At 65.1% G+C, this 25,708-nt stretch carries 26 protein-coding genes and 1 pseudogene; 22 read left to right on the top strand and 5 right to left on the bottom strand.

Annotated elements, in window-relative coordinates:
- Nucleotides 1-6: 6 nt before the first annotated feature.
- The 3 genes from E2E27_RS05850 to E2E27_RS19005 form a co-directional block, all read right to left on the bottom strand.
- Nucleotides 7-2,454 (bottom strand): TonB-dependent receptor, encoded by a 2,448-nt coding sequence (locus E2E27_RS05850; protein ID WP_141458079.1) that lies wholly within the window; start codon nucleotides 2,452-2,454, stop codon nucleotides 7-9.
- Nucleotides 2,455-2,555: 101 nt separating this feature from the next.
- Nucleotides 2,556-3,074, bottom strand: a complete 519-nt coding sequence (locus E2E27_RS19010; protein WP_234036207.1) for a YezD family protein — start codon at nucleotides 3,072-3,074, stop codon at nucleotides 2,556-2,558.
- The gene (locus tag E2E27_RS19005) at nucleotides 3,074-3,271 is read right to left on the bottom strand and encodes a hypothetical protein (RefSeq protein ID WP_234036206.1); all 198 of its coding nucleotides are present in this window, start codon (nucleotides 3,269-3,271) and stop codon (nucleotides 3,074-3,076) included. Before E2E27_RS19005 ends, E2E27_RS19010 begins: the two co-directional genes overlap by 1 nt.
- A gap of 366 nt (nucleotides 3,272-3,637) precedes the next feature.
- On the opposite strand from E2E27_RS19005, the gene E2E27_RS05835 reads away from it, so the two are divergent.
- The 18 genes and pseudogenes from E2E27_RS05835 (at nucleotide 3,638) to E2E27_RS05750 (ending at nucleotide 18,537) form a co-directional block, all read left to right on the top strand.
- Entirely contained in the window at nucleotides 3,638-4,567 is a 930-nt protein-coding gene (locus E2E27_RS05835) for an ArdC family protein (protein WP_141458078.1), read from the top strand.
- An 11-nt stretch (nucleotides 4,568-4,578) separates the two neighbouring features.
- Nucleotides 4,579-5,010, top strand: a complete 432-nt coding sequence (locus tag E2E27_RS05830) for a hypothetical protein (protein ID WP_141458077.1) — start codon at nucleotides 4,579-4,581, stop codon at nucleotides 5,008-5,010.
- A 219-nt stretch (nucleotides 5,011-5,229) separates the two neighbouring features.
- Nucleotides 5,230-6,165, top strand: coding sequence for a DUF2493 domain-containing protein (locus E2E27_RS05825; RefSeq protein ID WP_141458076.1), 936 nt, complete (start codon nucleotides 5,230-5,232; stop codon nucleotides 6,163-6,165).
- A 70-nt stretch (nucleotides 6,166-6,235) separates the two neighbouring features.
- Nucleotides 6,236-6,506, top strand: a pseudogene (locus E2E27_RS05820) (hypothetical protein).
- 270 nt (nucleotides 6,507-6,776) lie between these two features.
- Nucleotides 6,777-7,175 (top strand): single-stranded DNA-binding protein, encoded by a 399-nt coding sequence (locus E2E27_RS05815; protein ID WP_141458075.1) that lies wholly within the window; start codon nucleotides 6,777-6,779, stop codon nucleotides 7,173-7,175.
- A gap of 541 nt (nucleotides 7,176-7,716) precedes the next feature.
- Nucleotides 7,717-7,938: a hypothetical protein gene (locus tag E2E27_RS05810; protein WP_141458074.1), complete on the top strand. Its 222-nt coding sequence runs from the start codon at nucleotides 7,717-7,719 to the stop codon at nucleotides 7,936-7,938.
- A 432-nt stretch (nucleotides 7,939-8,370) separates the two neighbouring features.
- Nucleotides 8,371-8,643 carry a helix-turn-helix transcriptional regulator gene (locus tag E2E27_RS05805; RefSeq protein ID WP_141458073.1) on the top strand — a complete coding sequence of 91 codons (273 nt, stop codon included), beginning with the start codon at nucleotides 8,371-8,373 and terminating at the stop codon, nucleotides 8,641-8,643.
- Between the two features lie 104 nt (nucleotides 8,644-8,747).
- Nucleotides 8,748-9,533 carry a replication initiator protein A gene (locus tag E2E27_RS05800; protein WP_234036296.1) on the top strand — a complete coding sequence of 262 codons (786 nt, stop codon included), beginning with the start codon at nucleotides 8,748-8,750 and terminating at the stop codon, nucleotides 9,531-9,533.
- Nucleotides 9,533-10,216, top strand: coding sequence for a DUF2840 domain-containing protein (locus E2E27_RS05795; RefSeq protein WP_234036295.1), 684 nt, complete (start codon nucleotides 9,533-9,535; stop codon nucleotides 10,214-10,216). The genes E2E27_RS05800 and E2E27_RS05795 overlap by 1 nt, the downstream gene beginning before the upstream one ends.
- Before the next feature lie 14 nt (nucleotides 10,217-10,230).
- Nucleotides 10,231-10,794: a S26 family signal peptidase gene (locus E2E27_RS05790; RefSeq protein ID WP_234036205.1), complete on the top strand. Its 564-nt coding sequence runs from the start codon at nucleotides 10,231-10,233 to the stop codon at nucleotides 10,792-10,794.
- A complete protein-coding gene (locus E2E27_RS05785) occupies nucleotides 10,791-11,123 on the top strand; it encodes a DUF736 domain-containing protein (RefSeq protein ID WP_141458071.1) in 333 nt (110 codons plus the stop codon). The genes E2E27_RS05790 and E2E27_RS05785 overlap by 4 nt, the downstream gene beginning before the upstream one ends.
- A gap of 24 nt (nucleotides 11,124-11,147) precedes the next feature.
- Nucleotides 11,148-11,807 carry a lytic transglycosylase domain-containing protein gene (locus tag E2E27_RS05780; RefSeq protein WP_502705534.1) on the top strand — a complete coding sequence of 220 codons (660 nt, stop codon included), beginning with the start codon at nucleotides 11,148-11,150 and terminating at the stop codon, nucleotides 11,805-11,807.
- A 235-nt stretch (nucleotides 11,808-12,042) separates the two neighbouring features.
- Entirely contained in the window at nucleotides 12,043-13,800 is a 1,758-nt protein-coding gene (locus E2E27_RS05775) for a relaxase/mobilization nuclease domain-containing protein (protein ID WP_141458069.1), read from the top strand.
- A 72-nt stretch (nucleotides 13,801-13,872) separates the two neighbouring features.
- Nucleotides 13,873-14,304 carry an antitoxin Xre-like helix-turn-helix domain-containing protein gene (locus E2E27_RS05770; protein WP_141458068.1) on the top strand — a complete coding sequence of 144 codons (432 nt, stop codon included), beginning with the start codon at nucleotides 13,873-13,875 and terminating at the stop codon, nucleotides 14,302-14,304.
- Nucleotides 14,291-14,992, top strand: a complete 702-nt coding sequence (locus E2E27_RS05765; protein WP_141458067.1) for an RES family NAD+ phosphorylase — start codon at nucleotides 14,291-14,293, stop codon at nucleotides 14,990-14,992. The genes E2E27_RS05770 and E2E27_RS05765 overlap by 14 nt, the downstream gene beginning before the upstream one ends.
- Before the next feature lie 99 nt (nucleotides 14,993-15,091).
- Nucleotides 15,092-17,083, top strand: a complete 1,992-nt coding sequence (locus tag E2E27_RS05760) for a conjugal transfer protein TraG (protein ID WP_141458066.1) — start codon at nucleotides 15,092-15,094, stop codon at nucleotides 17,081-17,083.
- Entirely contained in the window at nucleotides 17,080-17,526 is a 447-nt protein-coding gene (locus E2E27_RS05755) for a CopG family transcriptional regulator (RefSeq protein ID WP_141458065.1), read from the top strand. Before E2E27_RS05760 ends, E2E27_RS05755 begins: the two co-directional genes overlap by 4 nt.
- A gap of 69 nt (nucleotides 17,527-17,595) precedes the next feature.
- Nucleotides 17,596-18,537: a HEPN domain-containing protein gene (locus tag E2E27_RS05750; RefSeq protein ID WP_141458064.1), complete on the top strand. Its 942-nt coding sequence runs from the start codon at nucleotides 17,596-17,598 to the stop codon at nucleotides 18,535-18,537.
- A gap of 41 nt (nucleotides 18,538-18,578) precedes the next feature.
- On the opposite strand, the gene E2E27_RS05745 is transcribed toward E2E27_RS05750, so the two are convergent.
- A complete protein-coding gene (locus E2E27_RS05745; RefSeq protein WP_181443581.1) occupies nucleotides 18,579-19,247 on the bottom strand; it encodes a thermonuclease family protein in 669 nt (222 codons plus the stop codon).
- A gap of 258 nt (nucleotides 19,248-19,505) precedes the next feature.
- On the opposite strand from E2E27_RS05745, the gene wecC reads away from it, so the two are divergent.
- Nucleotides 19,506-20,810 carry a UDP-N-acetyl-D-mannosamine dehydrogenase gene (gene wecC / locus E2E27_RS05740; protein ID WP_234036204.1) on the top strand — a complete coding sequence of 435 codons (1,305 nt, stop codon included), beginning with the start codon at nucleotides 19,506-19,508 and terminating at the stop codon, nucleotides 20,808-20,810.
- A 74-nt stretch (nucleotides 20,811-20,884) separates the two neighbouring features.
- A complete protein-coding gene (gene wecB / locus E2E27_RS05735) occupies nucleotides 20,885-21,976 on the top strand; it encodes a non-hydrolyzing UDP-N-acetylglucosamine 2-epimerase (protein ID WP_141461605.1) in 1,092 nt (363 codons plus the stop codon).
- On the opposite strand, the gene E2E27_RS05730 is transcribed toward wecB, so the two are convergent.
- Nucleotides 21,936-22,553, bottom strand: a complete 618-nt coding sequence (locus E2E27_RS05730; RefSeq protein ID WP_141458062.1) for a hypothetical protein — start codon at nucleotides 22,551-22,553, stop codon at nucleotides 21,936-21,938. The genes wecB and E2E27_RS05730 overlap by 41 nt on opposite strands.
- Before the next feature lie 59 nt (nucleotides 22,554-22,612).
- Between E2E27_RS05730 and E2E27_RS05725 the strand changes: the two genes are divergently transcribed.
- Nucleotides 22,613-23,395 (top strand): polysaccharide biosynthesis/export family protein, encoded by a 783-nt coding sequence (locus E2E27_RS05725; protein ID WP_234036203.1) that lies wholly within the window; start codon nucleotides 22,613-22,615, stop codon nucleotides 23,393-23,395.
- Nucleotides 23,396-23,611: 216 nt separating this feature from the next.
- On the top strand, nucleotides 23,612-25,699 hold the full coding sequence (locus E2E27_RS05720; protein ID WP_234036202.1) for a GumC family protein: 2,088 nt from the start codon (nucleotides 23,612-23,614) through the stop codon (nucleotides 25,697-25,699).
- Nucleotides 25,700-25,708: the final 9 nt, after the last annotated feature.

The following is a 25,708-nucleotide window of genomic DNA, read 5'->3' as shown; positions in this document are numbered from 1 at the left end:
GCAGGGCTAGAAGGTGATGGAAGCCGTCGCGCCCCAGGTGCGCGGGTCGCCGGGCAGCCCGGCGATCAGCCCGGTGTTGCCGGGGCCGACGAAGACCTGCTCGAAATAGTCCGCATCGAAAGCATTCCTGACCCAGACGAACAGGTCGAGCCCGTCGTCCGAGCGGAAGCCGGCGCGAAAGTTGGACAGGTGATAGCCATCGATGTTGGTGTAGACCGACGGGGAGGCGTTGGAAGAGAAGTTCGACCGGTAGCTGCCGTCATATCCGAGGTAGATCTCGCCCGGTTTGCCGAGGAATTCTGTCGGGAAGTTACCCTCCGCTCCGAACGAGAAAGCCCATTTCGATACGCCGGGCAGGCGCTGGCCGGAAATGTCGCAATTGGCCGGGCTGATTCCGCCCGGAGTGCCCGGGGCCGAAGGCACCTGACCGGGCGCCGCGGTGGTGCCGCCTGCCAGTTCCGGCGGGCAGGGCGCATCGGTGAAGCGAACATATTTCGCATCGGTATAGGCCGCATTCGCATAGGCGCTGAACCGCTCGCTCGGGCGCACCGAGAAGTCCGCCTCGATCCCCTGCGATCGCACCTTGCCCGCATTGGCGAGAAACCCGCGCAGCACCCCGAACTGGCCGTTGTTCACCGTTGCCTGATAGTCACGGATATCCGTGCGGAAGGCGGCGAGGTTGAGCGTCACGCGGCGATCCCAGAATTGGCTCTTGAGCCCCACTTCGAAGTGATCGACCGTTTCCGGGCGGATCGTGCCCGCCGCGGCGATCGGCTGGCCGCCGGCGTCGGTCGGCAGGCCGTTCTGGTTGATCCCGATCGTCTTGAAGCTGCGTGCATAGGTGCCGTAGGCCAGCACATCGGGCGCGACCTCGTAACTGGCGGTCAGATCGTAGGTGAGGTTCCAGTCGCTGTCCTCCGGCGCAGAGACCTGAGGGCGGAACACGCCAAGCTGCGCCAGACTGCGCGCGTCGGTCTCGCTGCCGGACAGCTCCGCGCCCGTGCCGGTAAAGACGCGCCGCTCGTAAAATCCGCTTTTGCGGTCGTAATTGAGGCGCAGGCCGGGCTGTAGCGTGAACGCATCGGTGATCGCCCAGCTCAGCTGTCCGAACAGCGCGAGGCTGGTGCTCTCGAGCACCTGTGTGTTGCGCGCGGTCAGCCCGTCGAGAACGGTGGGATCGCCGGAGAGCGGGTTTGCCGGATTGATCGTCCAGCGGCTCGAAGCCGGGCCGTGCTGTTCGGTGCCCTGCGTGTCGATGCGCTGGTCGAAGGCGAAGGCACCGATCACGAAGTCGACCGTGTCGCCCTCATAGGCGTAGCGGAATTCCTGCGTGAACTGGTCCTGCTGCGAGGGGTTCTGCGACAGGGTGACGATCGGCAAGCCGTTGAAATCGCGGTCATTCTCGGGCTGCCAGTCCCAGGTGCGCCAGGCGGTGACCGAGGTAAGCGTGCCCGGCCCCACGTCCCACTCCACCTTGAGCGCAAGCCCGGCGATGACATTGCCCGCGTTGAGCCGGGAATCGAGGTCGGTCAGCCGGTCGAAGGGATCGGTCGAGGGCGGCGCGTAGCCCTGCGCCGCCGCCAGCGCCGCATATTGGCGATTGAGCGGCCGCTGCGTTGCGCCTGTCCCGACGAACACCGATCCGCAACACACCGCGTCCTGCCGGTTGTAATCGCCCACCAGCTTGACCCGCAGGCTGTCCGCCGGCTCCCAAAGAAGCTGCGCGCGCAGGCCGAGGTTGTCGAGGCTCTGGATGTCCTCGCCGGTCACGACATTGCGGATCGTGCCGTCGCGGCTGGTGCCCGAAAAGGCGATGCGTGCCGCGACCGTCTCCGACAGCGGGCCCGACACCGCCAGCCGCGCCTGCCGGAAGGCGTAATTGCCGAGGCTGATCTCGGCCCGGCCCTCCAAATCGAAGCTCGGCTGGTTGGTCTGGATGTTGATGGCGCCCGCGGTGGTGTTGTTGCCGTAGAGCGTGCCCTGCGGCCCGCGCAGCACCTCGATCTGCGCGACATCAAGGAAGTCGAAGGTCGCCGAGGCGACGCGCGAATAGTAGACATCGTCGACATAGATCCCGACGCCTTGCTCGAACCCGTCGCTGGTGAGGCCGAAGGGCACCCCGAGTCCGCGGATGTTCACGGCCGTGTTGCGCGGGTTCGAAGAATAGAATTGCAGCGTCGGCGCCAGCTGCTGAAGCCGGGCAACGTTGAACGCCCCGGTCGCGTCGATCTGGCGGGCGTCGATCACCGACACGGCAAGGGGAATGTCCTGCGCGCTTTCGGAGCGGCGACGGGCGGTGACCATGATGTCATGGACGGCGGTTTCCTCGGCGGCAGAGGCTTCGGTGTCCGCAACCTCGCTCTGGGCATGGGCCGGGACGCAAAGGGCGGCAGAAAGGATCGCAGCGGTAGCCGCGCCGCGCTGCAGGGTGCCGCGCATGGGTGTCGGATGCATGATGTTCGCCTGTTCGAGCGGACATGCATCCGGCGGTCCGGTCTGCGGGTCCTGTGATGTTGTTGATCGGGTTCAAGGGGGGAGAGCGCTTTGGCTGCCCGTCAGTCGGTCAGCCGCTTCCTCTCGGTGACGTCGATTTGCATGATCTTGCCGTCGTGCACGGTCAGCTGGATCGCGCCGTAGCGCAGCCGGGAGAGCGCCTCTCCGACATGCGCAAGCGCCTCGGGCAGCAGGCCGCCCGTGGCATTGTGTTTCTCTGGATGGTCCATGAGCGGGCCTTTCGTTGCGCGGAGCCTGTCCGCAGCGACGGAATTAAACTCAAGTGATTTGATTGACAATAGGGTTATTGCGAAGAATTTCTGCTTGCCGATGAAAGGTGAGATATACGCGCCGGAGTGACTGGTTCGGGCTCGCCAAGCTTCCTTATCCGCGAACGACGGGACTGGCGCGATCAGGTCCGACAGACGGTTGTCAGCCAGTATTTGCGCGGCGCGGCCGCGCACCTCAATCATCAGTCCGCGCGTCCGGTATTTGCCGTCTTCGAGGTGATTCTTTGTCTTTTCATGGGCATAGCTTATGACGCAAGGCACAAGTGCAAGACTGCCGCACATGCGCCGCATCAGATCGCCAAAAGCGTTCTCGACTGGTCGAAATGCAAGCCATAGGTCCCCGCCTCTCCCGCGCAGCAATTCAAAAAACCTGCCCGGGTCAGCTCCGACAGGATCACCTCAAGAAACCTGGCGGGAATCTTCTGCGGCCCGGCCATCGCGGCCAACGGTGATGACCCCTCGCCATGACGATCGGCCAGGTGCTGCATCGCGCGAATAGTGTAGCGCGTCTTCTGAAACAGGATCGCAGATCGACAATCTGAAAAGCAGGCATTGGGGGCAGGTCGTCAGGGAAAACTGCGGGCCGTGCATAGTCGCCACTTATGATCCTGATCAGTGGCGTGTACGTTCCCGGCCCAGGCAGTCCTTCGACATGACGTCTGGGAACGACGGCCTGGTCAAAAAAAACTCGGTCGTTGAAATAGATTCGTAAGCCTGGCCGTCTTCACGCGATCAGATGGCGATCAGCTATGAACAAATTTGAGGTGCAAAGCGGCGAATACCAAGCAAGAGGGGAGAGAGCTTTGCTTTTCCTGAACCGGGATGTGTCCGTCCCGGCGACCAGGAGAACTCCCATGACCAATTATCGCCGCAATGCATCGACTTCGCCTGCCGCGCGCATCACCGCCGCCATCATCGAAAAGCTCGAGCAAGGCACAAAGCCCTGGGTCAAGCCGTGGCGCGGCCTCCCGGTTTCCCGACCCTTGCGGTCCTGTGGAACCCCCTATCGCGGGATGAACACCTTCTGGTTGTGGATGGTGGCCGATGGCTGTGGCTACGCCTCGCCCTACTGGATGACGTACCGCCAGTGTCAGCAGCTCGGCGGACAGGTCCGCAAGGGTGAGAAATCGACCATCGCGATCTTCTACAAGAGCTACACCAAGGAGGTCGAGAACGCCGAAGGCGAAGCAGACACCGAGAACCGGCGCGTGCTCAAGGCCTATGCCGTGTTCAACGCTGACCAGTGCGACGGCCTCCCAGCATTTTACCATCCCAAGCCGCTGGTTGCCGCACTTGAGCCCGAAGGACGCGAAGACCGGCTCGATGCCTTCTTTGCTCATATCGGCGCAGACCTGCGCCATCACGGTGCGCAGGCTTATTACGAGCCGCTGCGCGACCTGGTCACCATGCCACCAGCCGAACTCTTCGATGCCTACGACCACTACTACGCGACGCTCACGCACGAGCTGTCGCACTGGACGGGGCATTCTTCGCGGCTCGACCGCGATCTCAAGAACCGCTTCGGCAGCGACGCCTATGCCGCCGAGGAACTGATCGCCGAACTTTCGTCGGCAATCCTCGGCGCTGAACTGGGTCTTCCGGTCACCCACCTCGACCATCACGCCAGCTACATCGCGTCCTGGCTCAAGATCCTCAAATCGGACGAGCGCGCGATCCTCACCGCTGCGGCCAAGGCCGAGGAAGCGGCCAGCCTGCTGCTTGAACTGGGTGGTCACCATTCCAACGAAAGCGAGGCCAACAACGATCTCGCTGATGCCGCCTGAGGAGCCGTGAAATGGGACGTTCCGTCAGTTATCCGACCGGCTCCGTGGTGGCCTTTCGCTTGCTCGATGACGACGATGTCGACTGGGTCTACGAGTGCCTCCTCGACGAGGTCATCGATACCGCGAAGGCGGCCTTTCCGTCCTTCGAGCGCTTCGATGGATGGCGCGGGCGCGAAGATCGCATCCTCCTGCGCAATGCCTTCGCCGATTGCGGCATATCGACTTGGTGCGGCCTTGCCGCGATCTGGCTCGCCGAGCGCGACGATCCCCGGTACTGGGAGGCTGATTTCTACAACCCGCGAACGGCAAGAGCACGGCACTGGCTTGGCCAGGTCTCGGATAGGTTCATCGAGCTGTTCGGTGAACTGCGCCTGGTCGGGTGGTTCTCGAATGGCGAAGCGATCTTCGAGCGCTCCCGATCCACCTGCAACACCGGGTGCTGATCCTGCCTCGTCCCTGTCCGCCGGGAGAGGCCCTTGGGCCGGTCAGTGCGCGCCGCAACCTGCGGCCCGTCGGCCCGTGTTGCCCGCGCCAGCCTAGGGCCGCAGGTTTCCCGCTGCGCGGTGCGTCACGCCCCTTTTGCCGGCCCTGATCGGGCTCCGGCGGACAGGGCCGAGGCAATGGTGCCTCCTTTCCTTGTCCCCGCGATCAGGAGACACACCATGTACGACAGCTTCATCGATCAGTTGAGCGGCCTCGACCTTTCAGGCCTCAGCATCAGGCCAGCCCCCTTCAACGAGACCGATTTTCCCTGCGAGGACGCGATCGACCAGACGCTTGGCGCCGTGTGGTCCGACCTTTTCGCAATGTTTTCCGACACTGCTTTGGAGGCTGATGCCGAGGATATTGCCTGGGGCATGGTCAATCTCTTTCACCGCGCAGCCAGCCGTAAGTCGGCTCAATTGGATCGGGCCAGCGACGAGATCCGGGTTCTGCTGGCATCCGCTGATGGATCCGAAGTGCATTCGAGCAATCTGGAAGAGCAGGTCGAGCGCGCGCAGGCTGCCGAAGCCAGCATGCTGGCCTTCGAGCAGATGCGCGAGGCAGCGGCTGCTCTCTATCGCGACGAGACCGGTTCCTCTTGGAAGCCCGTGTCCGGCTCGCGTACGAGCCATTCGCGCCACCTTACCTCGGCTGTGATTGATGCCCGCGATTTCCTACGTGCTCACGCCGAAAACCGGCGTCGTGCCCTGATCCCGGAAGGAACTCCGGTGGTCTTTGCCGGTGGTCGTCAGAGCTTCGACAGCGCCGAGGATGCACGTGCCTATGCTGACAATATCTGGGCGACACTGGACAAGGTTCGGGATGTGGTTCCCGATCTCTTCTTGGTCCACGGCGGCGACGGCAAGGGTGCCGACCGACTTGCCGCGAGCTGGGCTGAGCGCCGCGAAGTCCAGCAGTTGACTTACTCGCTCGATCGTCGTCTCGGTGCCCGCGCCGGCTTCAAGCGCAACGAGCAGATGCTTTCGCTCAATCCGCGTTACGTCATCGCCTTTCCGGGCAATGGCGTGACCGAACGGCTGGTGATCGATGCCAAGACGCGCCGGATCACCGTGGTCGATCGTCGCGGCGCCTTGGGTACTTCTCCCGGGTCCTGACGGGCCCGTCATCATCTAGATCTGCGATGCCTCGATGTGCCTTCGGCGCCGACCCGACGATGGGCCGGTCATGCAACTTGACGATCCGCTGCAGCGCTACTTTGCCACCATCAACCTCACAGGGGTTGCCCCTGACACGTTGTCAGCCGGCATCGAGCATTGCCGGGTCGATCTCGGCCTAGAGGAGGACCGGGGCAAGCGCTTCGCACTGTGGTCATTCCTGCACATGTTCGGGTCCGCACCCGATCTCGACGTGGCGTTCGAAAGCGAGGAAGACCGGGAAGCGGCGCTTGGGCTTCATGGATTTGCTGGCAGCATCGGAAGACGATGGAGCAGGCTGATTGCATTGGGGTCTAGCGAGCCTTCAGACCCGCACCCGATACCCATCCGGCTTTGTTCGCGAACAGTCCTGAATCAGGTCAGCTGAGGACGGCAACCCGTTCCTTTCCGGCCGTGTGGTCGCGCTTCGCGCGCCTGCCCGCACCACCCGTCATGAACAGGTTCCCCTTCGGCCCGTCAGGCCTGCGGTGCAGTCCTCCCATGCCCTGCTTCTTTCAGCTGTTCGCAAGCCGGAGATGGTCTCCGGTTTGAGGAACTGAAGGAATACACCCATGACCAATATCGCAATCCTCACCGGCCGCATCGCTCGCGAGCCCGACACCCGCGAGACCAAGGGCGGCACCAATGTCACCGGCATCACCGTCGTCACCGATCGACCGCTGCGCGACAAGGACGGCAAGACCTACAAGGACGAGAACGGATACACCGCCAGGGAAAGCGAGTTCCACCGGGTGACCTGCTTCAACGGCCTCGCCAAGACCGTCGGTCAGTACTGCACCAAGGGCCAGCTGGTCAGTGTCCAGGGCCGCATCCACTACACCCAGTGGGAGGACAAGGACGGGGTTACCCGCTACGGCACCGAGATCCTCGCGGACAAGGTCGACTTCCTCTCCCGCGGCAACGGCTCGGGCGACGATAGCGACAACACCGACGCTCCCGAGATCGACTGAACTCTCGCGTCTATCTCTTCCGATGGGGTCCTGTCCGGCCGGACAGGACCCCTTCTTGATGATCTCGGTAATGCCCCGCTCAAACCGGAAAGCCACGAATCCCAGGACGGCGGTTACAGACGCTCGCGATTTGCATCAATGCCGACCCGGCCTTCGAGCCGACGAACGGGGCCCCGGCATCAGAGCCTGGTCTTGCATGCGTCGCTCTCCGGCAAGCGCTGCCACTCCTCGTCTGTCTCTGCCGTTTGCCGCTCAGCGCCCAAAAGATCCGCGCGGGAATGGCGGTGTCCCCGCCCTTTCGAGCGAGCCGCATACAGAGGCCTTACCTCGATCCAATGATACCGGAGGCTCTGCAATCGCTCGTTCGACGCTGGGGGCCGATCCGGCCACGCGTCAGAAACGAGCGGATCCCACCATTTTGCGCGCAAAATCGTTTCCGCCCCCCGGCTAGCGCGGTCCCCTCGGGGGCGATCCAGTGACACGCGTCGCGGTAGGCCATCAGCCCTCCCCTGTCGCCTTGCGACAGACGTAGGGGGACATCATGACGACACGGGCACCTGTTAAGTCCCATGCGGACAGCAACTTTACGGCACGTGCGCTCGCAGAGCAGCGCGCGCCGCACAGCGTCTTAGACCGGCATCTGATCGAGGACCGACAGCGCGGCTCCATCGCGCTCGACAAGAGCGACTACGGCGCGCTGCCGCTCTTTATCGCTGCAGGTGCCGTTCAGACGGTTCACGGCGCGATGGTCGGCGACTTCTGACAGACCACACCGGGGCGGGAGCCGATGGGCGCCCCCCCCAATACCCGAACTCGCCGATCCTCTCGCCTGCGCGTTATGTGGAGCGGGGCTGCGGACGCGCTCGATCCCGCGCCACCATGCGGCGGCGCTCCTGCGGGCGCGGGCTTTTTCGTTCCGGGCCCCGCGCGCACGCCCGGCCGGCGCCGGGTCGGACTGGCGCAAGGCTGGCGGGATCGACAGGTCCCGATCCCTTGCCTCGCACGCAGTCCTTGGCCGCCGCCTTTCCAGGGGTGCGCATCCTTTGCAAGGCAGCGACGGCGCGCGCTGCCGGTCGAAAGGCGACAATTCCGGCTGGCGCAGATTGTCACTCCCCCCGCGCGCCGGCGCTGCGCCACCATGCTCTGTAACAGGCGGTCACTGGCCGCTTCCATCCAGCCCTAGCGGAGTTACGCCATGGACGCGGTTCCCGACCCTATCCGACCCCGATTCCTGCGCACCCCCGATGCTGCCGTGCATCTGGGGCTTTCGCCGCGGACCCTTGAGAAGCACCGCTGCTACGGGACCGGGCCGGTCTACCACAAGCTGGGCGGGCGGATCGTCTACCGGCCCGAGGACCTCGACGACTGGGCCGAACAGGGCCTGCGCCGCTCGACCAGCGATCCGGGCAAAGGTGTCGTGCACCCTGCCAAGCGGCTCGATGGCTACACCCCTCCGGTCCGGCGCTGACCCGTCCGATGAAACGGATCGACACATCCTTATCCGATCAAGCCTCGCTGGTGCGGTTCGTCGGCTGCGGCGGAAACATTGCCGTGCGCGATGCACAGGACCTTATGGCCTGGCCCTTCTTCAGTCTCGCCAAGTCGAAGCGCGTGCGCCCGATCGACTTTCGCATGGGCGAGGTTTCGATTCTCGTCGAAGCGACGCTTGAACACGGCATGGCGACGATCTGGGACGCGGATGTGCTGATCTGGATCGCGAGCCAACTGGTCGAAGCGCGCGACGCAGGGCGCGCCACTTCGCGGCTGATCTTCGCTACGCCGCACGAGATCCTCACCTTTACGCGTCGCGGGACCGGCAAGGCGAGCTACGAGAGGCTGAGGGCAGCCCTCGACCGCCTGCAGTCGACCAGTATCGCGACGACGATCCGGCAGCGCGGCGCACGGCGCCGCCACCGTTTCTCCTGGATCAACGAATGGCGCGAGATCATCGCTGCCGACGGGCGCGCGCTCGGTATCGAGATGATCATCCCCGACTGGTTCTACGAGGGCGTGCTCGACCACGCGCTCGTGCTGACGATCGACCCGGGATACTTCGCGCTGACCGGCGGTCTCGAGCGCTGGCTTTATCGCATCGTGCGCAAGCATGGCGGCCGGCAGTCGGGCGGCTGGAGCTTCGAGGTCGCGCATCTTCACCGCAAGTCGGGCGCACTTTCACCGCTCAAGCGCTTCGCCTTCGAACTGCGCGCGATCGTCGGGCGTCAGGCGCTGCCCGGTTACCGTCTTGCCCTCGGCCAGCACTATGGATGCCCGGTCCTGCGGTTCGCGCCGGTCGAACCCGACCTTGCCGATCTCGCGCTGCGCCGTCTTGGGCGCCGCCCTGTGGAGAAGTCGGTGTGATGCTCGGACGATCGGGAACCCTGAAACACGGACAATCGGGAACCGGCGGCTCGGACGATCGGGAACCCGGATCCACCATAAGCATCTCGAATTCATCGGCTTTCATGCCCCTTAACAGTGCTAACAGGGAATCCTTCGGATTCCTGCTAACGCAGCCGCGCCCGTGCACAGCGCGCGGCCGACCGCCTTCGCCGCCGCCGCAACAGGCACGATCCGGCGAGGGGCCGCTGACCCATGTCACGCTCTTCTGGCGCGAGGGCAAACACGAGGACTGGCTGCGCTTCGGCAGGCCGGTCACAGCGCGGATCATCGACCGCAGGCGCCGCATCGAGAGCTATGCGCCCGGACAGGTGTTCGCGCTCGTGCGCTGGGCGTCGAACGGATACGGCACGGTCCGCTCGACGCTGGACATCGTGCGCGCGGTCGGGCGCGGCGAGGGCTTCACGACGCTGCCGCAGGTCGACCCGGGCGGCGAGCTGCTGCTCGCGGCCAGGGGCTGGGCAAAGGTGCGCGCCGTTTTGCAGGCGATCGATGCGATCGAGGCCGCCGGATACGATCCATGCTTTATCGCGCCCGATCACTGGCGCCATATCGGCAACCGGCTCGCCTGCGGCATGCAGCCGCGCGCCTATGACGAGCGCCGGCATCGCGCATGGCTGGCGCGCCGGAGGCTGCAGCCATGAGGCGGCGGACCGCTATGATGGCCGGCGCCATCGCTGCCGCGACGCTCGCAAGCGCGGCGCTCCCGCTCGCGCATGTTCTGGTCTGGAATACAACGGCCAGCGTGCCCACCGGGCTTTACCGCATCGAGAGCGCTGACGATCTGCGGATCGGCGATCGGGTCGCAATCGCGCCACCGCCCGCGCTGCGCACGCTCCTCGCCGAGCGCGGCTATCTGCCGGCCGGTGTCCCGCTGCTGAAGGAACTCGCCGCGCTTCAAGGTCAGACCGTCTGCCGGGCCGGTCTGGCGATCACGATCGACGGCGTCCCGCGCGCGCTGGCGCGAGAACACGACAGGCTGGGGCGCGCGCTGCCGGTCTGGGCGGGCTGCCGCACGCTGCAGGCAGATGAGATCTTTGTCCTCAATGCAAGCACGCCCGACAGCTTCGACGGACGCTATTTCGGGCCGCTGGCGCGGCACGCGGTGATCGGCCGCGCGCTTCCCGTCTGGACCGACGAGGCGGGCAATGGCGCGCGCGTCTGGCTCGCCAAACCCACACTTCGGCTTCCACCACCCCGCAACCGAGGAGAAGACCAATGACTGCAATCGGCACGTTCCACACCACTCCCGAAGGCTTCGAGGGGCGGCTGCGCACGCTCACGCTCGACGTCCCGCTGACGATCGTCGCCGAGCGCCCGGGCGACAACGACAAGGCGCCAACCTACCGCGTGTTTGCGGGCGAAGGCGACGAGGCCTACGAGGTCGGCGCGGGCTGGACCCATGTCGGCGAGAAGGCCGGCGAGTTCATCGCGCTCGTGCTCGACGATCCGGCGCTGCCATTTTCGCTGCGCGGCAACCTCTTCGCGGGCGATGGCGGCGCGCATGTGCTTACCTGGACGCGCCCCTCGCGGCGCAAGGCGAAGGACTGAGCGATGCGCCCCCGCTTGCGCCGCGTGGCGCTGTTCGGGGTGCTTGCGCTTGCAGCGCTGGCCCCCGCGCATGCCCAGCCGGGTACAGAGCAACCGCGGCCTGCGCGCATCACGATTGCGGCGCATGTGGAGGAGGCCTCGCGGCGCTTCGGCGTGCCCGCGCACTGGATTTGCGCTGTCATTCGCGCCGAAAGCGCCGGACGGGTCCGCGCGGTATCGCGCGCCGGAGCGATGGGGCTGATGCAGCTCATGCCCAGCACCTGGGCGCAGCAGCGCGCACGTTACCGTCTCGGTGATGACCCGTTCGATCCGCGCGACAACATTCTTGCAGGCACGTCGTACCTGCGCGAAATGTACGACCGCTACGGCGCGCCGGGTTTTCTCGCGGCCTACAATGCGGGGCCGGGGCGCTACGAGGCATGGCGCGCGGGACGCCGCGGGCTCCCGCGCGAAACGCAGCTCTATGTCGCGCGGCTTGCACCGCAGTTGCAGTCGGGTCGGCTGTTCGCTGCAGCCGAAGCGCTTCCCTCGCGCCGGCAAATTGCGCAAGCTGGTGCGACCGGCGACGCGACCGAAGCGCAGCCGGAAGGCGACGGCGACGTTGCCTCGGGCAATCCATTCGCGCACCCGGCGCAGCCGGCGCACGATCTCTTCTTCGCCGTTTCAACGGCAGTCGACCCGTGAGCGCCCTGCGTGCGGGGTCCGTTCGTTCGTTCGACGGGCCGGGTGCATACAAGGGAGGTTTGTCCGGAAGGAAGGAAAGTGGGGATGGCAAGATAAAAGCACCGCCGTCGGTCGGGGTGCAGGTGGTTGGTTTGTTTGGGGAATATGCGCCGTCTCGGCTGCTCAGGTGCCGTCGCTCACACAGGAATCGCGCGCCATTTCAAGGCTTCAGGCGACGGCAAGGCCTGTTCTGAACATGGCGGAAGACGATCTCGACGTTCGGCCGGGACGGAGCCGCGATCAGGGCGCGAGAAGCTATCGCAAGGCAAGGAGCCTCGTCGGCCGGGTGCAGCAACTCGGCCGGCGCAGCGGGCGGGCGCGCCGGAGTCTGATCGGCGGCTCGGCGCGCGGAACCGGACGCTTGGGCCGCGGCCGGCATGCAGCCATCGGGCACCGGCCGGGGCGTTTCCAGCGGCGGGTGATCGTCAAGGCGCGCGTGGTCCGCCATCGCGGCGCGCGGTTCCGCTCGGCACCGCTTTCACGGCACATTGCCTATCTCTCCCGTGACGGAGTGACGCGCGATGGCGCTGACGGGCGAATGTTCAGCGCGCGCAGCGACGATGCGGATGGCGCGGCGTTCGCAGAGCGCTGCGAGGACGACCGGCATCATTTCCGCTTCATGATTTCGCCCGAGGATGCGGCCGAGATGAGCGACCTGAAGGCGTTCACCCGCGAGCTCGCAAGCGACATGGCACGTGACCTCGGCACGCAGCTCGACTGGGTCGCGATCGATCACTGGAATACAGCGAGCCCGCATGTGCACATGCTGGTGCGCGGTGTCGCCAGCGACGGCAGCGACCTCGTGATCGACCGCGGGTATATCAGCAATGGCCTGCGCACGCGCGCCGAGGAGCGCGTGACGATCGAGCTCGGGCCGCGCAGCGACCGCGATATCCAGACGGCCCTCCGGCGCGAAGTCGACGCCGAGCGCTGGACCGGCCTCGACCGGCGCCTCCAGCGCCTCGGAGGTGAGAGCGGCGTCATCGATCTGCGGCCCGAAATGACCGAGGGCACGGGGCGCGACGCGGTCTTTCTGATCGGCCGGGCGCAGACGCTCGAGCGGATGGGACTGGCCGAGCCCATGGGCCCTGCCAGCTGGAGAATATCCGGGCGGTTCGAACCGACGCTGCGGGAGCTTGGCGAGCGCGGCGACATCGTCAAGACGATGCACCGGGCGATGGCAGCGCACCATCTCGCCGTCGCGCCCGACCGGCTCGTGCTGTCGCCGGCAACCGGCATGGCGGCGGAGGCCAGGATGGTCGAGGGGCGGCTGATCGAGCGCGGGCTTCATGACGAGCTCACCGGCGAAGCCTATGCGATCGTCGATGCAACCGACGGGCGCACGCATTATCTGCGCTTTCCCGAACTCGAGCGGACCAGCGACGCCGCGCCGGGAGCGATCGTCACGCACAGTCGCTGGACCGATCGGAAAGGAGGCGAGCAGGCGAGCCTGCTCGTGCGGTCGGACCTTCCGATCGAGCGACAGGTTACCGCACACGGCGCGACCTGGCTCGATCGCCAACTGCTCGCACCACCTCAGTACCGGACGGATACCGGCTTCGGAGCGGAGATCGGCGCCGCGCTCGACCGGCGCATCGACTGGCTCGCCGAGCAAGGGTTGGCAACGCGGCACGCCGGACGCGTTGTCTTCGCGCGCAATCTGCTCGCACGGTTGCGCGATGATGAACTGCGCGAAGCAACGCAGGCGATCTCGGCGCGGCTCGGGACCGGGGCGCAGACAGCCGGGCCGGGAGATGCAGTCGCCGGCATCTATCGTGAGCGCCTGTCACTCGCTTCGGGCAGGTTCGCGCTGATCGATGACGGCACGGGCTTCCAGCTCGTCCCCTGGCGACAGGATCTCGAGCGTCATCTCGGGGCGGAGGTTGCAGGCCGGATCAATCAGCGTGGCGGGGTCGACTGGAGCTTCGGGCGCAAACGCGGCCCCGCGATCTGACGGCGCGTCCGCTATCACCGCTACTTGACAAACGCATCACGTGACGTATTTTTACGCATCAGGAGATGCGATATGGCAAGTGCAGTCTTGCAGCACAGCGAAGCACCGCAGGGGCTTCAGACGTTCGCGAACGATGACGACCGGCGGCGCCTCACCGGCGCAGCGGTGACGGCCGTCCTGCGGCTGGCCGATGCCTGGGGCGCCAGCAACGCCGAGGGCGCAGCGCTGCTCGGCGTTTCGGAGAGCACGTGGGACCGGATGAAGGCGGGACGCTGGGAGGGCGTGCTCAGCCAGGACCAGTTGACCCGCGCCTCGGCGCTGATCGGCTTGTTCAAGGGGCTCCACCTGCTCTTTGCCAACGATCTCGCCGATCGCTGGCCGCGGCTCGAGAACCGCGCGCCGGTGTTCGACCGGCGCTCGCCGGTCGAGGCGATGATCGAGGGCGGCATCCCGCGCATGCTCGAGACCCGGCAGTATATCGACGCGCTTCGTGGCGGGCTCTGATCCGGCGGGCGACCTCCCGCTCGCGCGCGAGGCCTTCGAACGCACCATCCGCCTCGTGTCGAGCGCGCGGCAGCGCGACGCAGTGCTCGCGCCACTCGCCGACGACCCTGAAGAGCAGGCGCTGCTCGCCGAGATCGAGGGCGCGACCAGCAGCCGGCTGATTGCCGAGGACCGCGGGCTGGCTACGCTCGCCGCCGACGAGCTGGTGCACGGCGTCCCGCATGCAAAATTCATCAATGCAAGCTTCGCCTATGCAAAACCGCGCGAGCCCAATCGCTTCAACCCGGCGACGCGCGGCGCGTGGTACGCCGCGCTCGATGCGGAGACCTGCATTGCCGAGGTCGGCTTTCATCTCACCCGCGCGCTCGCAGATGCGGGCGACTTCGATGCTGTGGTCGAATATGGCGAGATGATCGCGAGCATGGCGGGGGTATTCGTCGATCTGCGCCAAAGCCCACAGCATCCGTCGCTCGATCCCGATCCGGCGGCGGGCTATCCCGCCGGCAACGCGCTCGCGGCGCGCGCGCGGGCCGAAGGGCACAACGGGATCATCTACCCTTCGGTCCGGCACATGGGCGGCACCTGCATCGCGGCGCTCTGGCCCAATGTCGTGCAGTCGGTCGTCCAGGGCGCGATGTACCGGCTGACCTGGGCGGGCGGACCCGACTTCACTGTCGAGGCGCTCTAGCCGCGCCTTTCCTTTTCTGCGCCCGGGCGCGCGCTGAGCGAACCGTACTTGCCTTGGCGGTCCGGGCTTGGCCTGTTTACTGCCGGAAGGAGACGCTCCATGTCGGCGACACGGATCCTGTGGGGTCAGATCATTGCGGTCTTCGCGCTCACGCTGGGAGGCATCTGGGCCGCAACCCAGTGGACCGCCGCCGCACTTGCCTATCAGCGCGAACTGGGCAGCGCCTGGTTCACCCTCGCTGGGCATCAGGTCTATCCGCCGTGGTCGATCTTCTGGTGGTGGTTCAGCTACGAGGCCTACGCGCCGGGCATCTTCGAGACCGGCGGGATGATCGCAGCCTCGGGCGGGCTCGTTTCGGTCGTGGTCGCGATCGGCATGTCGGTATGGCGCGCGCGCGAGGCCAAGAACAGCGCAACCTACGGATCGGCGCGCTGGGCCGGGCGGTCCGAGATCGCCCGCGCCGGCCTGCTCGGCGGCAAGGGGGTCATCATCGGGCGTCGCCACAACCTCTATCTGCGCCATGACGGGCCCGAGCACGTACTGTGCTTCGCGCCGACCCGCAGCGGCAAGGGTGTCGGGCTGGTGGTGCCGACGCTGCTCACCTGGCCGCATTCGGCGATCGTCCACGACATCAAGGGCGAGAACTGGGGGCTGACCGCGGGCTTTCGCGCGCGCTTCGGGCGGGTACTGCGTTTCGATCCGACCAGCAAGGCCTCGGCCGCATACAACCCACTGCTCGAGGTCCGGCGCGGCGCGGGCGAAGTGCGCGACGTCCAGAACATCGCCGACGTGCTGGTCGATCCCGAAGGTTCGCTCGAGCGGCGCAACCACTGGGAAAAGACCAGCCATTCGCTGCTGGTCGGCGCTATCCTCCACGTTCTCTATGCGGAAGCCGACAAGTCGCTCGCCGGGGTCGCCGCCTTCCTCTCCGATCCGGCGCGCTCGATCGAGGCGACACTTGCAGCGATGATGCGCACGTCGCATCTGGGCGATCACGGCGTTCATCCGGTCGTCGCGAGCGCGGCGCGCGAGCTCCTCAACAAGTCGGAGAACGAGCGCTCGGGCGTGCTTTCGACCGCGATGTCGTTCCTGGGGCTCTACCGTGATCCGGTGATCGCCGCGGTCACGCGGCAATGCGACTGGCGGATCGCCGATCTCGTCAACCCCCGGCAGCCGGTCACGCTTTATCTCGTGGTCCCGCCCTCCGACATCAGCCGGACCAAGCCGCTCATCCGGCTGATCCTCAATCAGCTCGGGCGGCGGTTGACCGAGGATCTGGCGGAAGGTTCGGACCGCCAGCGGCTGCTGCTGATGCTCGACGAGTTTCCGGCGCTCGGGCGGCTCGACTTCTTCGAGAGTGCGCTCGCCTTCATGGCGGGCTACGGGATCAAGGCGTTTCTGATCGCGCAGTCCTTGAACCAGATCGAGAAGGCCTATGGGCCAAACAACGCGATCCTTGACAATTGCCATGTGCGGGTGTGCTTTGCGACCAACGACGAGCGCACCGCCAAGCGCATCTCGGACTCGCTCGGCACCGCGACCGAATTGCGGGCGATGAAGAACTACGCGGGGCACCGGCTTTCGCCATGGCTGGGGCACTTGATGGTCTCGCGTACGGAGACGGCGCGCGCCCTCCTTACCCAGGGCGAGATCATGCAGCTGCCCGAAACCGACGAGATCGTGATGCTGGCGGGCGCGCATCCGATCCGCGCGAAGAAGGCGCGGTATTACGCCGACCCGCGGCTGAAGGAGAGGGTTCTGCCGCCGCCTGCGACCGCGAAGGCCAAAGACATTCCCGCGGAGGGCGATTGGAAAAGGCAGCCGGTTAGCGCCACTAAGCCGGAGGCGGACCCAGATTTTTCGGCTGAAGAGGGCGACGAAAGTGAAGCCTCGGAAGGCGGCGTGCGGCGCGAGCCTGAACTGCCGGAGCATGAGGACATCGTTCCCTCACCGCAGCCCGTCCCCAACGAATTCGCGTTCGACGACCGGCCCTCCGAAGAAGACGCCGGGCGCAACCAGCAGATCGCCGCGCAGATGCGCGCCACCGCGCAGCGGGCAACGCTCGATCCGGGCGACGGGATCGAGCTGTGAGCACCGGCAACCGCGTCAAGCACACCTTCCGCCTGCCGCCGCAGCTTTCGCGCCAGCTTGCCGACTATGCCGGGCGCAAGCGCGTCTCGCAGGCGGCGGTGGTCGAAGCGGCGGTGTCCTCCTTCCTCTCGCCCGACGGATCGGAACGGCTCGAGGCAGCGTTCAGCCGGCGGCTTGACCGGATCTCGCGCCAGCTCGACCGGCTCGGGTATCATGTCGATGTCGGCAACGAGGCCTTCGCGCTTTACCTGCGCCGCTGGCTTTCTGCGACCGCGCCGCCGTCTGGCGAAAAAACGGCTGCGGCGCGCGCCGAGGCCGAGAAGCGCTTTTCTTACTTCCTCGAGGCACTGGCGCGGCGCATGGAGACGGGCCGACTGCTGCACGAAGAGCTCGTCCGCGACACGGAAATCGACGAACGGCAGGAGAGCAGAGAGGCGCCCTGACATGTATGATCGCGCTTGGGCAATATTGGGCAGGTGCAACCATTCCAACTGCTTGCTAGAGGTTCAGCGATGCGTACCGACCTTGATCATCTGCCCCCGCAAAAGCAGCGCGAGCTGGAGCGCGTGGTGCAGCTGATCTTCGAGGAGTTTGACGACGCTTTTGCTCTGGCAAAGCACGAGTGGAAGAAGGCCGGACGCATCCTCAAGGTGATCCTCTACGGAAGCTATGCGCGCGGCACCTGGGTCGATGAGCCCCACACCGCCAAGGGCTACCGCTCGGACTTCGATCTCCTCATCATCGTCAGCGACAAGCGGCTCACCGACCGGGTCAAATACTGGGCCAAGCTCGATGAGCGGCTGATGCGCGAATATGGCGTAACAGGTACGCTCCAGACGCCGGTCAATTTCATCGTCCATACGCTGCAGGAGGTGAACGACGGGCTCGCCCACGGACGCTATTTCTTCATGGACGTGAAAGCCGAAGGGGTCGCGGTCTACCAGTCGGACGACAGCGAACTGCACACGCCCAAGCCGAAGACGCCGACACAGGCGCTCGCCATGGCACAGGAGTACTTCGACGAGTGGTTTCCGGGTGGTGCTGGTCGACTTGATACGGCGCGGTATACGCTAAGCCAAGGTCGGCTCAAAGAGGCCGCCTTCGATACGCATCAAGCAGCAGAGTTTCTGTATCACTGTGTGCTGCTGGTATGCACCTTCTACACTCCCCATGTTCACAATCTCGGATTCTTGCGCACGCAGGCCGAGCGCATCGATCCGCGCCTCACCTATGTCTGGCCGCGCGAGCAAAAGAAGGATCGTGCCCGGTTTGAGAAGCTCAAGGATGCCTACGTCAAGGCGCGCTACTCGAAGCACTATCGTGTGACGAAGGAAGAGCTCGAGTGGCTCAGCGCCCGGGTCGAGGAGCTCGGCCGCGTCGTGCACGAGGTCTGCTCGGAGCGCATTGAGAAGCTCAAGGCCGATGCGAAGGCGAGGCCGGATAGGGTTCGTTGATCGGACCTCGTTGGGCTGATTCGGCAGCCCCGGTTCTGGCCTTAGCGGACGATCGCGCGGCGATATCCGGCAGCCTGGGCCTCGACCTCGGTGCAGAAGTAGGCCTCGGCGCGGGTGGCGGCGTAATAGGGCATGCCGGGCAGGTGATAGATCCAGTCGCCGCGCCGCGAGTGATTGCCCTTTATCAGGCACTGGCCATTGCCCTCATATTGGCGAGCGGTCGCTGCACTTCGAGGCGAGGCCTGTGCCGCTCGTGGTTGCAGTTCAGCCTCCCGGCTTGCCCGGTAATCTTCGGGCATCTCGAAGTCCCATTGCCAGATGCCGGTGCGTGCTGTGCGCGCTTTGGTCTCGGCGGCAACGTAGTCATTGCCATATCGCCGGAACGCCGTGGCCCATCCCGCTTCCACAAGTGCTTCTCCAACATCTACCCCGGATATCCAGCAGGTCGCCACGATCCGGCCATACCTATCGGTGTCGCGCGGTTGGCAGGTCAGCACTGCACTGCCGATCAGCCCTGCAAGCATGTCCTTGGCCAGTGCGCCGCATGCGACCGCGGTGCCATTGCTGAAGCACGGTTGAGAGAATTCAGGCGCATCAACACCGAACAGGCGAATCTCGGTTCCCGCGATCCGCAATGAGTCGCCATCGATGATCTCAGCGGGCCCTTCGATATTCTGGGCTGCGGCAAGCGACGGTGTGACCAGTCCCACAAGGGCGGCAAGGATGCAGTTGAGATATGCTCTGAACATGGCGGCTTTCCCGAAGCAGGCGCACGGTCTCGCACCGGCAGGTTAAAATGCAATGAGCCATCCAAGTGTCGGGCAGGCGAACAGCGAAATCATATGATGGCACAGAAGAACCTCGTGAGAACACGCGAAGAGCCGGAAGCGTCGAAATTGCAACAGGCCTAACGCGATTTTAAGGGCTTTGCGGCCATCACCCATCCCGAAAACCGGGACTTTGACCGCATGAACGCTCCTTTCGATGCCACCGCCGCGCTTGGGCGCAAGGCACTCGGCCATCCTGCGCCCGATCATCAGGTCGCGGTGATCGGGCTGGGCTATATCGGCCTGCCCACCGCCGCGCTGCTCGCATCCTACGGCTGGAGCGTGTGCGGCGTGGATGTCTCGCCCAAGGTGGTCGAGACCGTCAATGCCGGCGGCGTCCACATCGAGGAACGCGATCTCGACAAGCTGGTGCATGACGCAATCACCGCGCAGACGCTGGTCGCTTCGACCGAGGTGCCCACCGCCAGCTTCTACATGATCGCCGTGCCGACCCCGCTGGGGCCGGACAACGCGCCCGACATTTCCTTTGTCGAGGCCGCCGCGCGCGCCATCGCGCCCAAGATCCTCCCCGGCGCCTGCGTGATCGTAGAAAGCACCTCGCCGGTCGGCACCACCGAGCGCGTGGCGCAAATCATCAGCGAATTGCGTCCGGACATCGTCGTGCCCAGGGACGGCAGCGATGAGGAAGCCGACATCGCGCTCGCCTATTGCCCCGAGCGCGTGTTGCCGGGCCGGATCGTCAACGAGCTCGTCCACAACGACCGCGTGATCGGCGGTGTGACCGCCGCCTGCGCCGAACGGGCGGCAGTGCTCTACACCAGCTTCGTCAAGGGCGACTGCCTCTACACCACCGCGCGCGTGGCCGAGACGGTGAAGCTGGTCGAAAACTCCTTCCGCGACGTCAACATTGCCTTTGCCAACGAACTCTCGATGATCGCCGATGTGATCGGAGTGGACGTGTGGGAGGTGATCCGCCTCGCCAACCGCCACCCGCGGGTCAACATCCTCCAGCCGGGCCCGGGCGTGGGCGGGCACTGCATCGCGGTCGACCCGTGGTTTCTCGTCGCGGGCGCGCCCTCGGCCGCGCGGCTGGTGAAGACCGCGCGCGAGGTGAACGACCACAAGGCGGTCCACACCGAAGGCAAGATCCGCGCGCTGCTCGATGCCGCGCCGGACGGCAAGGTTGCGCTGCTCGGCCTCGCCTTCAAGCCCGACATCGACGACTTCCGCGAAAGCCCCGCGCTTGAAATCGCCGAGGCGCTGGCCCACACCCATGGGAATCGCATTCTGGTGGTCGAGCCCTTCACCGACGGGCTGCCCAAGGCCTTCGACGGCACGGGCGCAGAGCTGGTGACGCTTGACGCAGGGCTGCGGCAGGCGGAGATTGTGGTCGTGCTGGTCGATCACACCGCGTTCAAACATCTCTCCCCCGCCGACCTTGCGGGCAAGCTGGTGTTCGACACGCGGGGAATGCTCCGGCGGTGAGTAGCTTGGGGAGCGACGCGCGCGGGAAACCCCGCATTCTCGTTACCTTCGGCACCCGCCCCGAAGCGATCAAGATGTTCCCGGTGGTCGCTGCGCTGCGCGAAACCGGGCGCTTCGATGTGAAGGTGGTGGTGACGGCCCAGCATCGCGAGCTGCTGGACTCGGTGCTGTCGCTGGCCGGGCTGGTGCCCGATGTCGATCTCGACCTGATGCAGCCGGATCAGTCACTCGATGCACTTTCGGCGCGGCTCATTGCGCGATTTGGTGCGGTCTTGGACCAGTTTATGCCCGATCGTGTGCTGGTGCATGGCGACACGCTGACGACGATGATGGCGAGCCTCGCGTGCTATTTCCGGCGCATTCCGGTGGGCCATGTCGAGGCCGGCTTGCGCAGCGGCGACATCTATTCGCCCTGGCCCGAGGAGGTGAACCGCAAGGTCACCGGCGTGATCGCCGATCTGCACTTCGCCCCGACGCCAACCGCAGCCGCCGCGCTGCGGGCCGAAAACGTGCCGGACAACGCGGTGCATGTGACGGGCAATACGGTGATCGATGCGCTGCTGTTTGCACAAGAGCGGATCGCGGCCGATCCGGCGCTGGCCCCTGCCATCGCGCCCTTGCGGGAACGCTTCGCCGGGCGGCGGATCATTGCCGTGACCGCCCACCGGCGCGAGAATTTCGGGGCCGGTATGCAGGCGATCGCGCAGGCCCTGCAAGCGCTCGCCGCGCGCGATGATGTGGCGATCATCTACCCGCTACACCCCAACCCCAATGTCGCCGAAGTGATGCGACCGGCGCTCGAAGGGCTTGCCAATATCGCGCTGATCGAGCCGCTGGATTACCTCGACTTCGTTGCCATGATGGCCGCCTCCGACATCGTCCTGACCGATTCCGGGGGCATTCAGGAAGAGGCGCCGTCGCTCGGCAAGCCGGTGCTGGTGATGCGCGACACGACCGAGCGGCCCGAGGGCGTCGCGGCCGGAACCGCAAGGCTGGTCGGCGCGGATGCGGCTGCGATTGTCACCGAAACCAGCCGCTTGCTCGATGACGCGCAAGCCTATCAGGCGATGGCGCGCGCGCACAATCCCTATGGCGACGGCACAGCCAGCCGCCGGATCGCGCAGATTATCGCCGACCTGGGTTCGGCTGCCGGCGCACCAGCCTGACATAGATCATCGACGCAGCAAGGGTCATCAGGCTTGCCCCCAGATCGGCGATCCAGTTGAGCTTGAGCGGTCCGTAGAGCACGGAATCGAGCTGGTGCAGCGAAACGATCCGCAGCCCCACCAGCATCACCATCGCGACCGTGCTGGCCTGCGCGGCGAGCAGCGCAAGATTGCGCCGTCCCCGCGCCGCGCGCCATTGGCGCCACAGGCCCCATGCGAACAGCCCCGAAACCCCGAAAATCACCGCCACCGCAAGCGGTCGCTGGAACGAGCGCCGCGCTGCATAGGCGCCTTCAACCCGCAGCATGTCTCGAAAAGTATCGCGCACCACCTCTTCGATCCCTGTGAAGCGCATGACTATCAGGAATGCGAAGACAAGCGCGATGAAGCTCCACATTCGCAAGTGTCCCGCCGGCTGCCGCGATCGCGCAGCCGTCAAAGCTGCCCCAAGACAGCCAGCCACCACGACGAGATAGACCCCAGCGGCACTCAGGCTGAGTATTGAGGGTGCAGCTTGAGCCATCAGGTCACGCTCCGGACGCTTTCTTGCATTGGGAATCTTAGCGCCTTCGGGCACTGCGCCCGTCCCTCATGCTGATACTGCGCCAAAGAGGCAAGACGGATTGCGGCGCAATAATGTTGCACCGCAGAAATCGAGGGTATAAGCATTTTTGGACATTGATGGAGGGACTGGTGACGTATCGCAGCTACAAAGCAGGAATGGGAACATCGCTGGGTTTGATCGCTGCGCTGGCATTGTCGGGTTGCGTCTCGTCTCCTGAGCCGCTGATTGGCGCAAGCGTGACACAGCCGCGCAGCGATCTGGGGCAGGATGGCTACAGCTTTGCGCGTCCGGACGTGTATCTGCTGCGCCCGACCGACAAAATTTCGGTCTCGGTGTTCCGTGAGCCCGATCTTTCGGCCGAGACAGTTCGAATCGGGGTGGAGGGCAACGTGTCGTTGCCGATGCTCGGATCAATCCCTGCCGCCGGGATGACCGCCAAGCAGTTCGAGCAGGATCTTACCCGCCGATTCGCGGCGCTCGGCCTTAAGTCGCCGATGGTCAGCGTCAACATCACCGATTTCGCCTCGCATCTCGTGACGGTCGAAGGCGCGGTCGAAAAGCCGGGCGTCTACAGCTTCCAGCCCGGTGCACGCTTGTCCACGGCCATTGCGCTTGCGGCCGGGCCGAAACGCGTTGCGAAGATCGATCAGGTCGCGGTGTTCCGTGAAAGCCCGGAAGGGGTGATGATCGCCAAGTTCGATTATCAGGCGGTCAGCCAGGGCACGATGCTCGATCCCGTGCTTCAGCCGGGCGACCGGGTGGTGATGGGCACCGATGGCCTGTCGGTGTTCTGGGAAGACCTGCTCAAGGCCCTGCCGGTCTTCGGCGTGTTTGCCGTCGCCGGGACAAGGTAGGCCTGAGTTCGCGCGGCGGTCTCTTATAGGATCTGTCGCGAAAGAGAAACGTTCCTTCGCTCGAGCCGTTTGGGCTTATGCCCTGAAATGGAAAATTTTTTAATGAACGAACGTTCAATAATCGAAGCGCCGCAACCCAACAACGGAAACTTGTGGGTTGATCAATACCTGCCAGCGCCAGTCGTTGACCCGGCCCCTACGGGTCCAAAAATCGATGTGGCATGGCTTCGCGGTGCGATCTTCCGGCAACGCTGGTTGATTGCCGTCGTCATGGTGCTGGCGGTGATGAGCGGCGTTGCCGTCACGCTGCTGACGCCGCCAATCTATAGCGCGACAGCGACCGTGCGGGTCTCGCCCTGGGGCAACAGCATTATCGAAGGGCAGGAAGTCACAGCATCGATCTTCTCGGCGAGCGAGATCGACACCTTCATGCAGACCCAGATCGCGATCGTCCAAAGCCGCAGTCTGGCCGAACAGGTCGCGCGCGAGCTCGATCTGGGCAAGCGCGCCGCACTGCTGGGGGCGGAGATTGATCAGGCCCGCCCGGCCAATCGCACCGATGCGCAGTGGGAAGAAGACAAGGTCAAGCTGGCGGCCCAGATCCTTCAGGCCAGCGTCTCGGCATCTGTGCCCAATGAAGCGCAGATCATCGCGATCAACGTGGAATCGGAAGATCGCACTCTGGCAGCCGAGATTGCTAATGGGTATGCCGCAGCGTTCGTGCAGACCGACATCCGCCGTAGTGTGGACAGCAATGCCTATGCGCGTGATTATCTGCTCCAGCAGATCGAACAAATCCGAAATCGTTTGAACGAGGCGGAGCTTGCAGCCAACGCCTATGCACGCAACGCAGGCATCGTCACCCAAGACACCATGGGCACCACAGAGGCGGGCTCCAATACCATTGTCGGCGCCAATCTTGCCAGCGTGAACCAGACCTTTGCCGCGGTGCGCGCCAACCGGATCGCCGCCGAGCAGAAGTGGCGCGCCGTCGCCAATCTGCCCGCCTCACAAATCCCCGAGGTGCTCGGCAGCCCCGTGGTACAAGGGCTGACCGAGGAGCGCGCCAAGCTCAACGCCGATCTTGCGGTGCTGCGTCAGCGCTACAATGACGACTTCCCGGCCATTGCCGACATCCGTTCGCGCCTGTCATTCATCGATCAGCAGATCGAGCGCACCGGCGCCGATGTGAAGGCCTCGATCCGCAGCGAGTTCCAGATCGCCCGCCAGCAGGAAGAGGCGATGCAGCGCGAGCTGGGTTCGGTCACCTCCGATGCGCTGGTGGAGCAGGACAAGAAGATCGAGTTTACCGGGCTCGAGCGCGAAGCCGAAGCCCTGCGTGAACAACTGAAGAGTCTGCTCGATCGCTACAACCAGATCAACACCGCATCAAACCTGCAAAGCAGTTCGATAACGCCGCTCGACACCGCGACCGTGCCTTTGTCACCGAAGTCGCCAAGCCTGCCGCGCAATCTCATGATCGCGGTGGCGCTCGGCCTGGCTCTGGCCGGTGGTCTGGCGCTGGTGCGCGAAATCTTCGTCGACCAGTTCCGCCGCGGCGAGGATATCGAGGATCGTCTGGGTCTGACCTTCCTCGGCCTCACGCCTTTCGTGAAGAACGAGGATCTGGAGAACGAGGAGGCCAATCAGTTCAGCACGCTGATGGAAGCCTATGCCTCGATCAGGGCGACGATCGACTACACCGTTCCGCGCAACGGAGCTGTGATCCAGTTCACCAGCAGTCAGGCCTCCGAAGGCAAGAGCACAACCTCGCTGATCCTCGCGCAGCTGTTTGCCCGGCTCGGACGCAAGACGCTGCTGATCGATGCCGATCTGCGCAAGCCGTCGGTCCACGCGCTGCTCGATATCGAGCGCCCGTCGGCGGGCCTTGCCGAAGTCCTGCTGGGCCATGTCAGCTTCGATGCAGCCAAGATCGAGACCATCCGCGAAAATCTCACGGTGCTGTCGGTTGCGGGGATCCCGCCGAACCCGGCAGAGCTGGTGTCTTCTGCTGCGTTCCGCGAGCTGATCGAGGAATGCCGCAAGGAATATTCGCTGGTCATCCTCGATTCCAGCCCGATGCTCGGCCTCGCGGATTCGGCGGAAATCGCCAAGGTGGTGGACGCCACCGTGTTCGTGATCGAAGCCAACCGCACCAGTCTGGCGCAGGCCCGCACCGCGGTCGGCCGCCTGCAGGCCGTCGGCGCCAATGTGCTGGGCGGCGTGCTGACCAAGTACCGCGCGCTGGAGGCAGGGTCGGACTACACCTACCAGTACCAGTATTATCAATACGGCAAGAAGTGACGTACCGGC

This window comes from Porphyrobacter sp. YT40, assembly GCF_006542605.1.
Classification (GTDB): Bacteria; Pseudomonadota; Alphaproteobacteria; order Sphingomonadales; family Sphingomonadaceae; genus Erythrobacter.
This window is presented reverse-complemented; position numbering and strand designations above follow the sequence as displayed.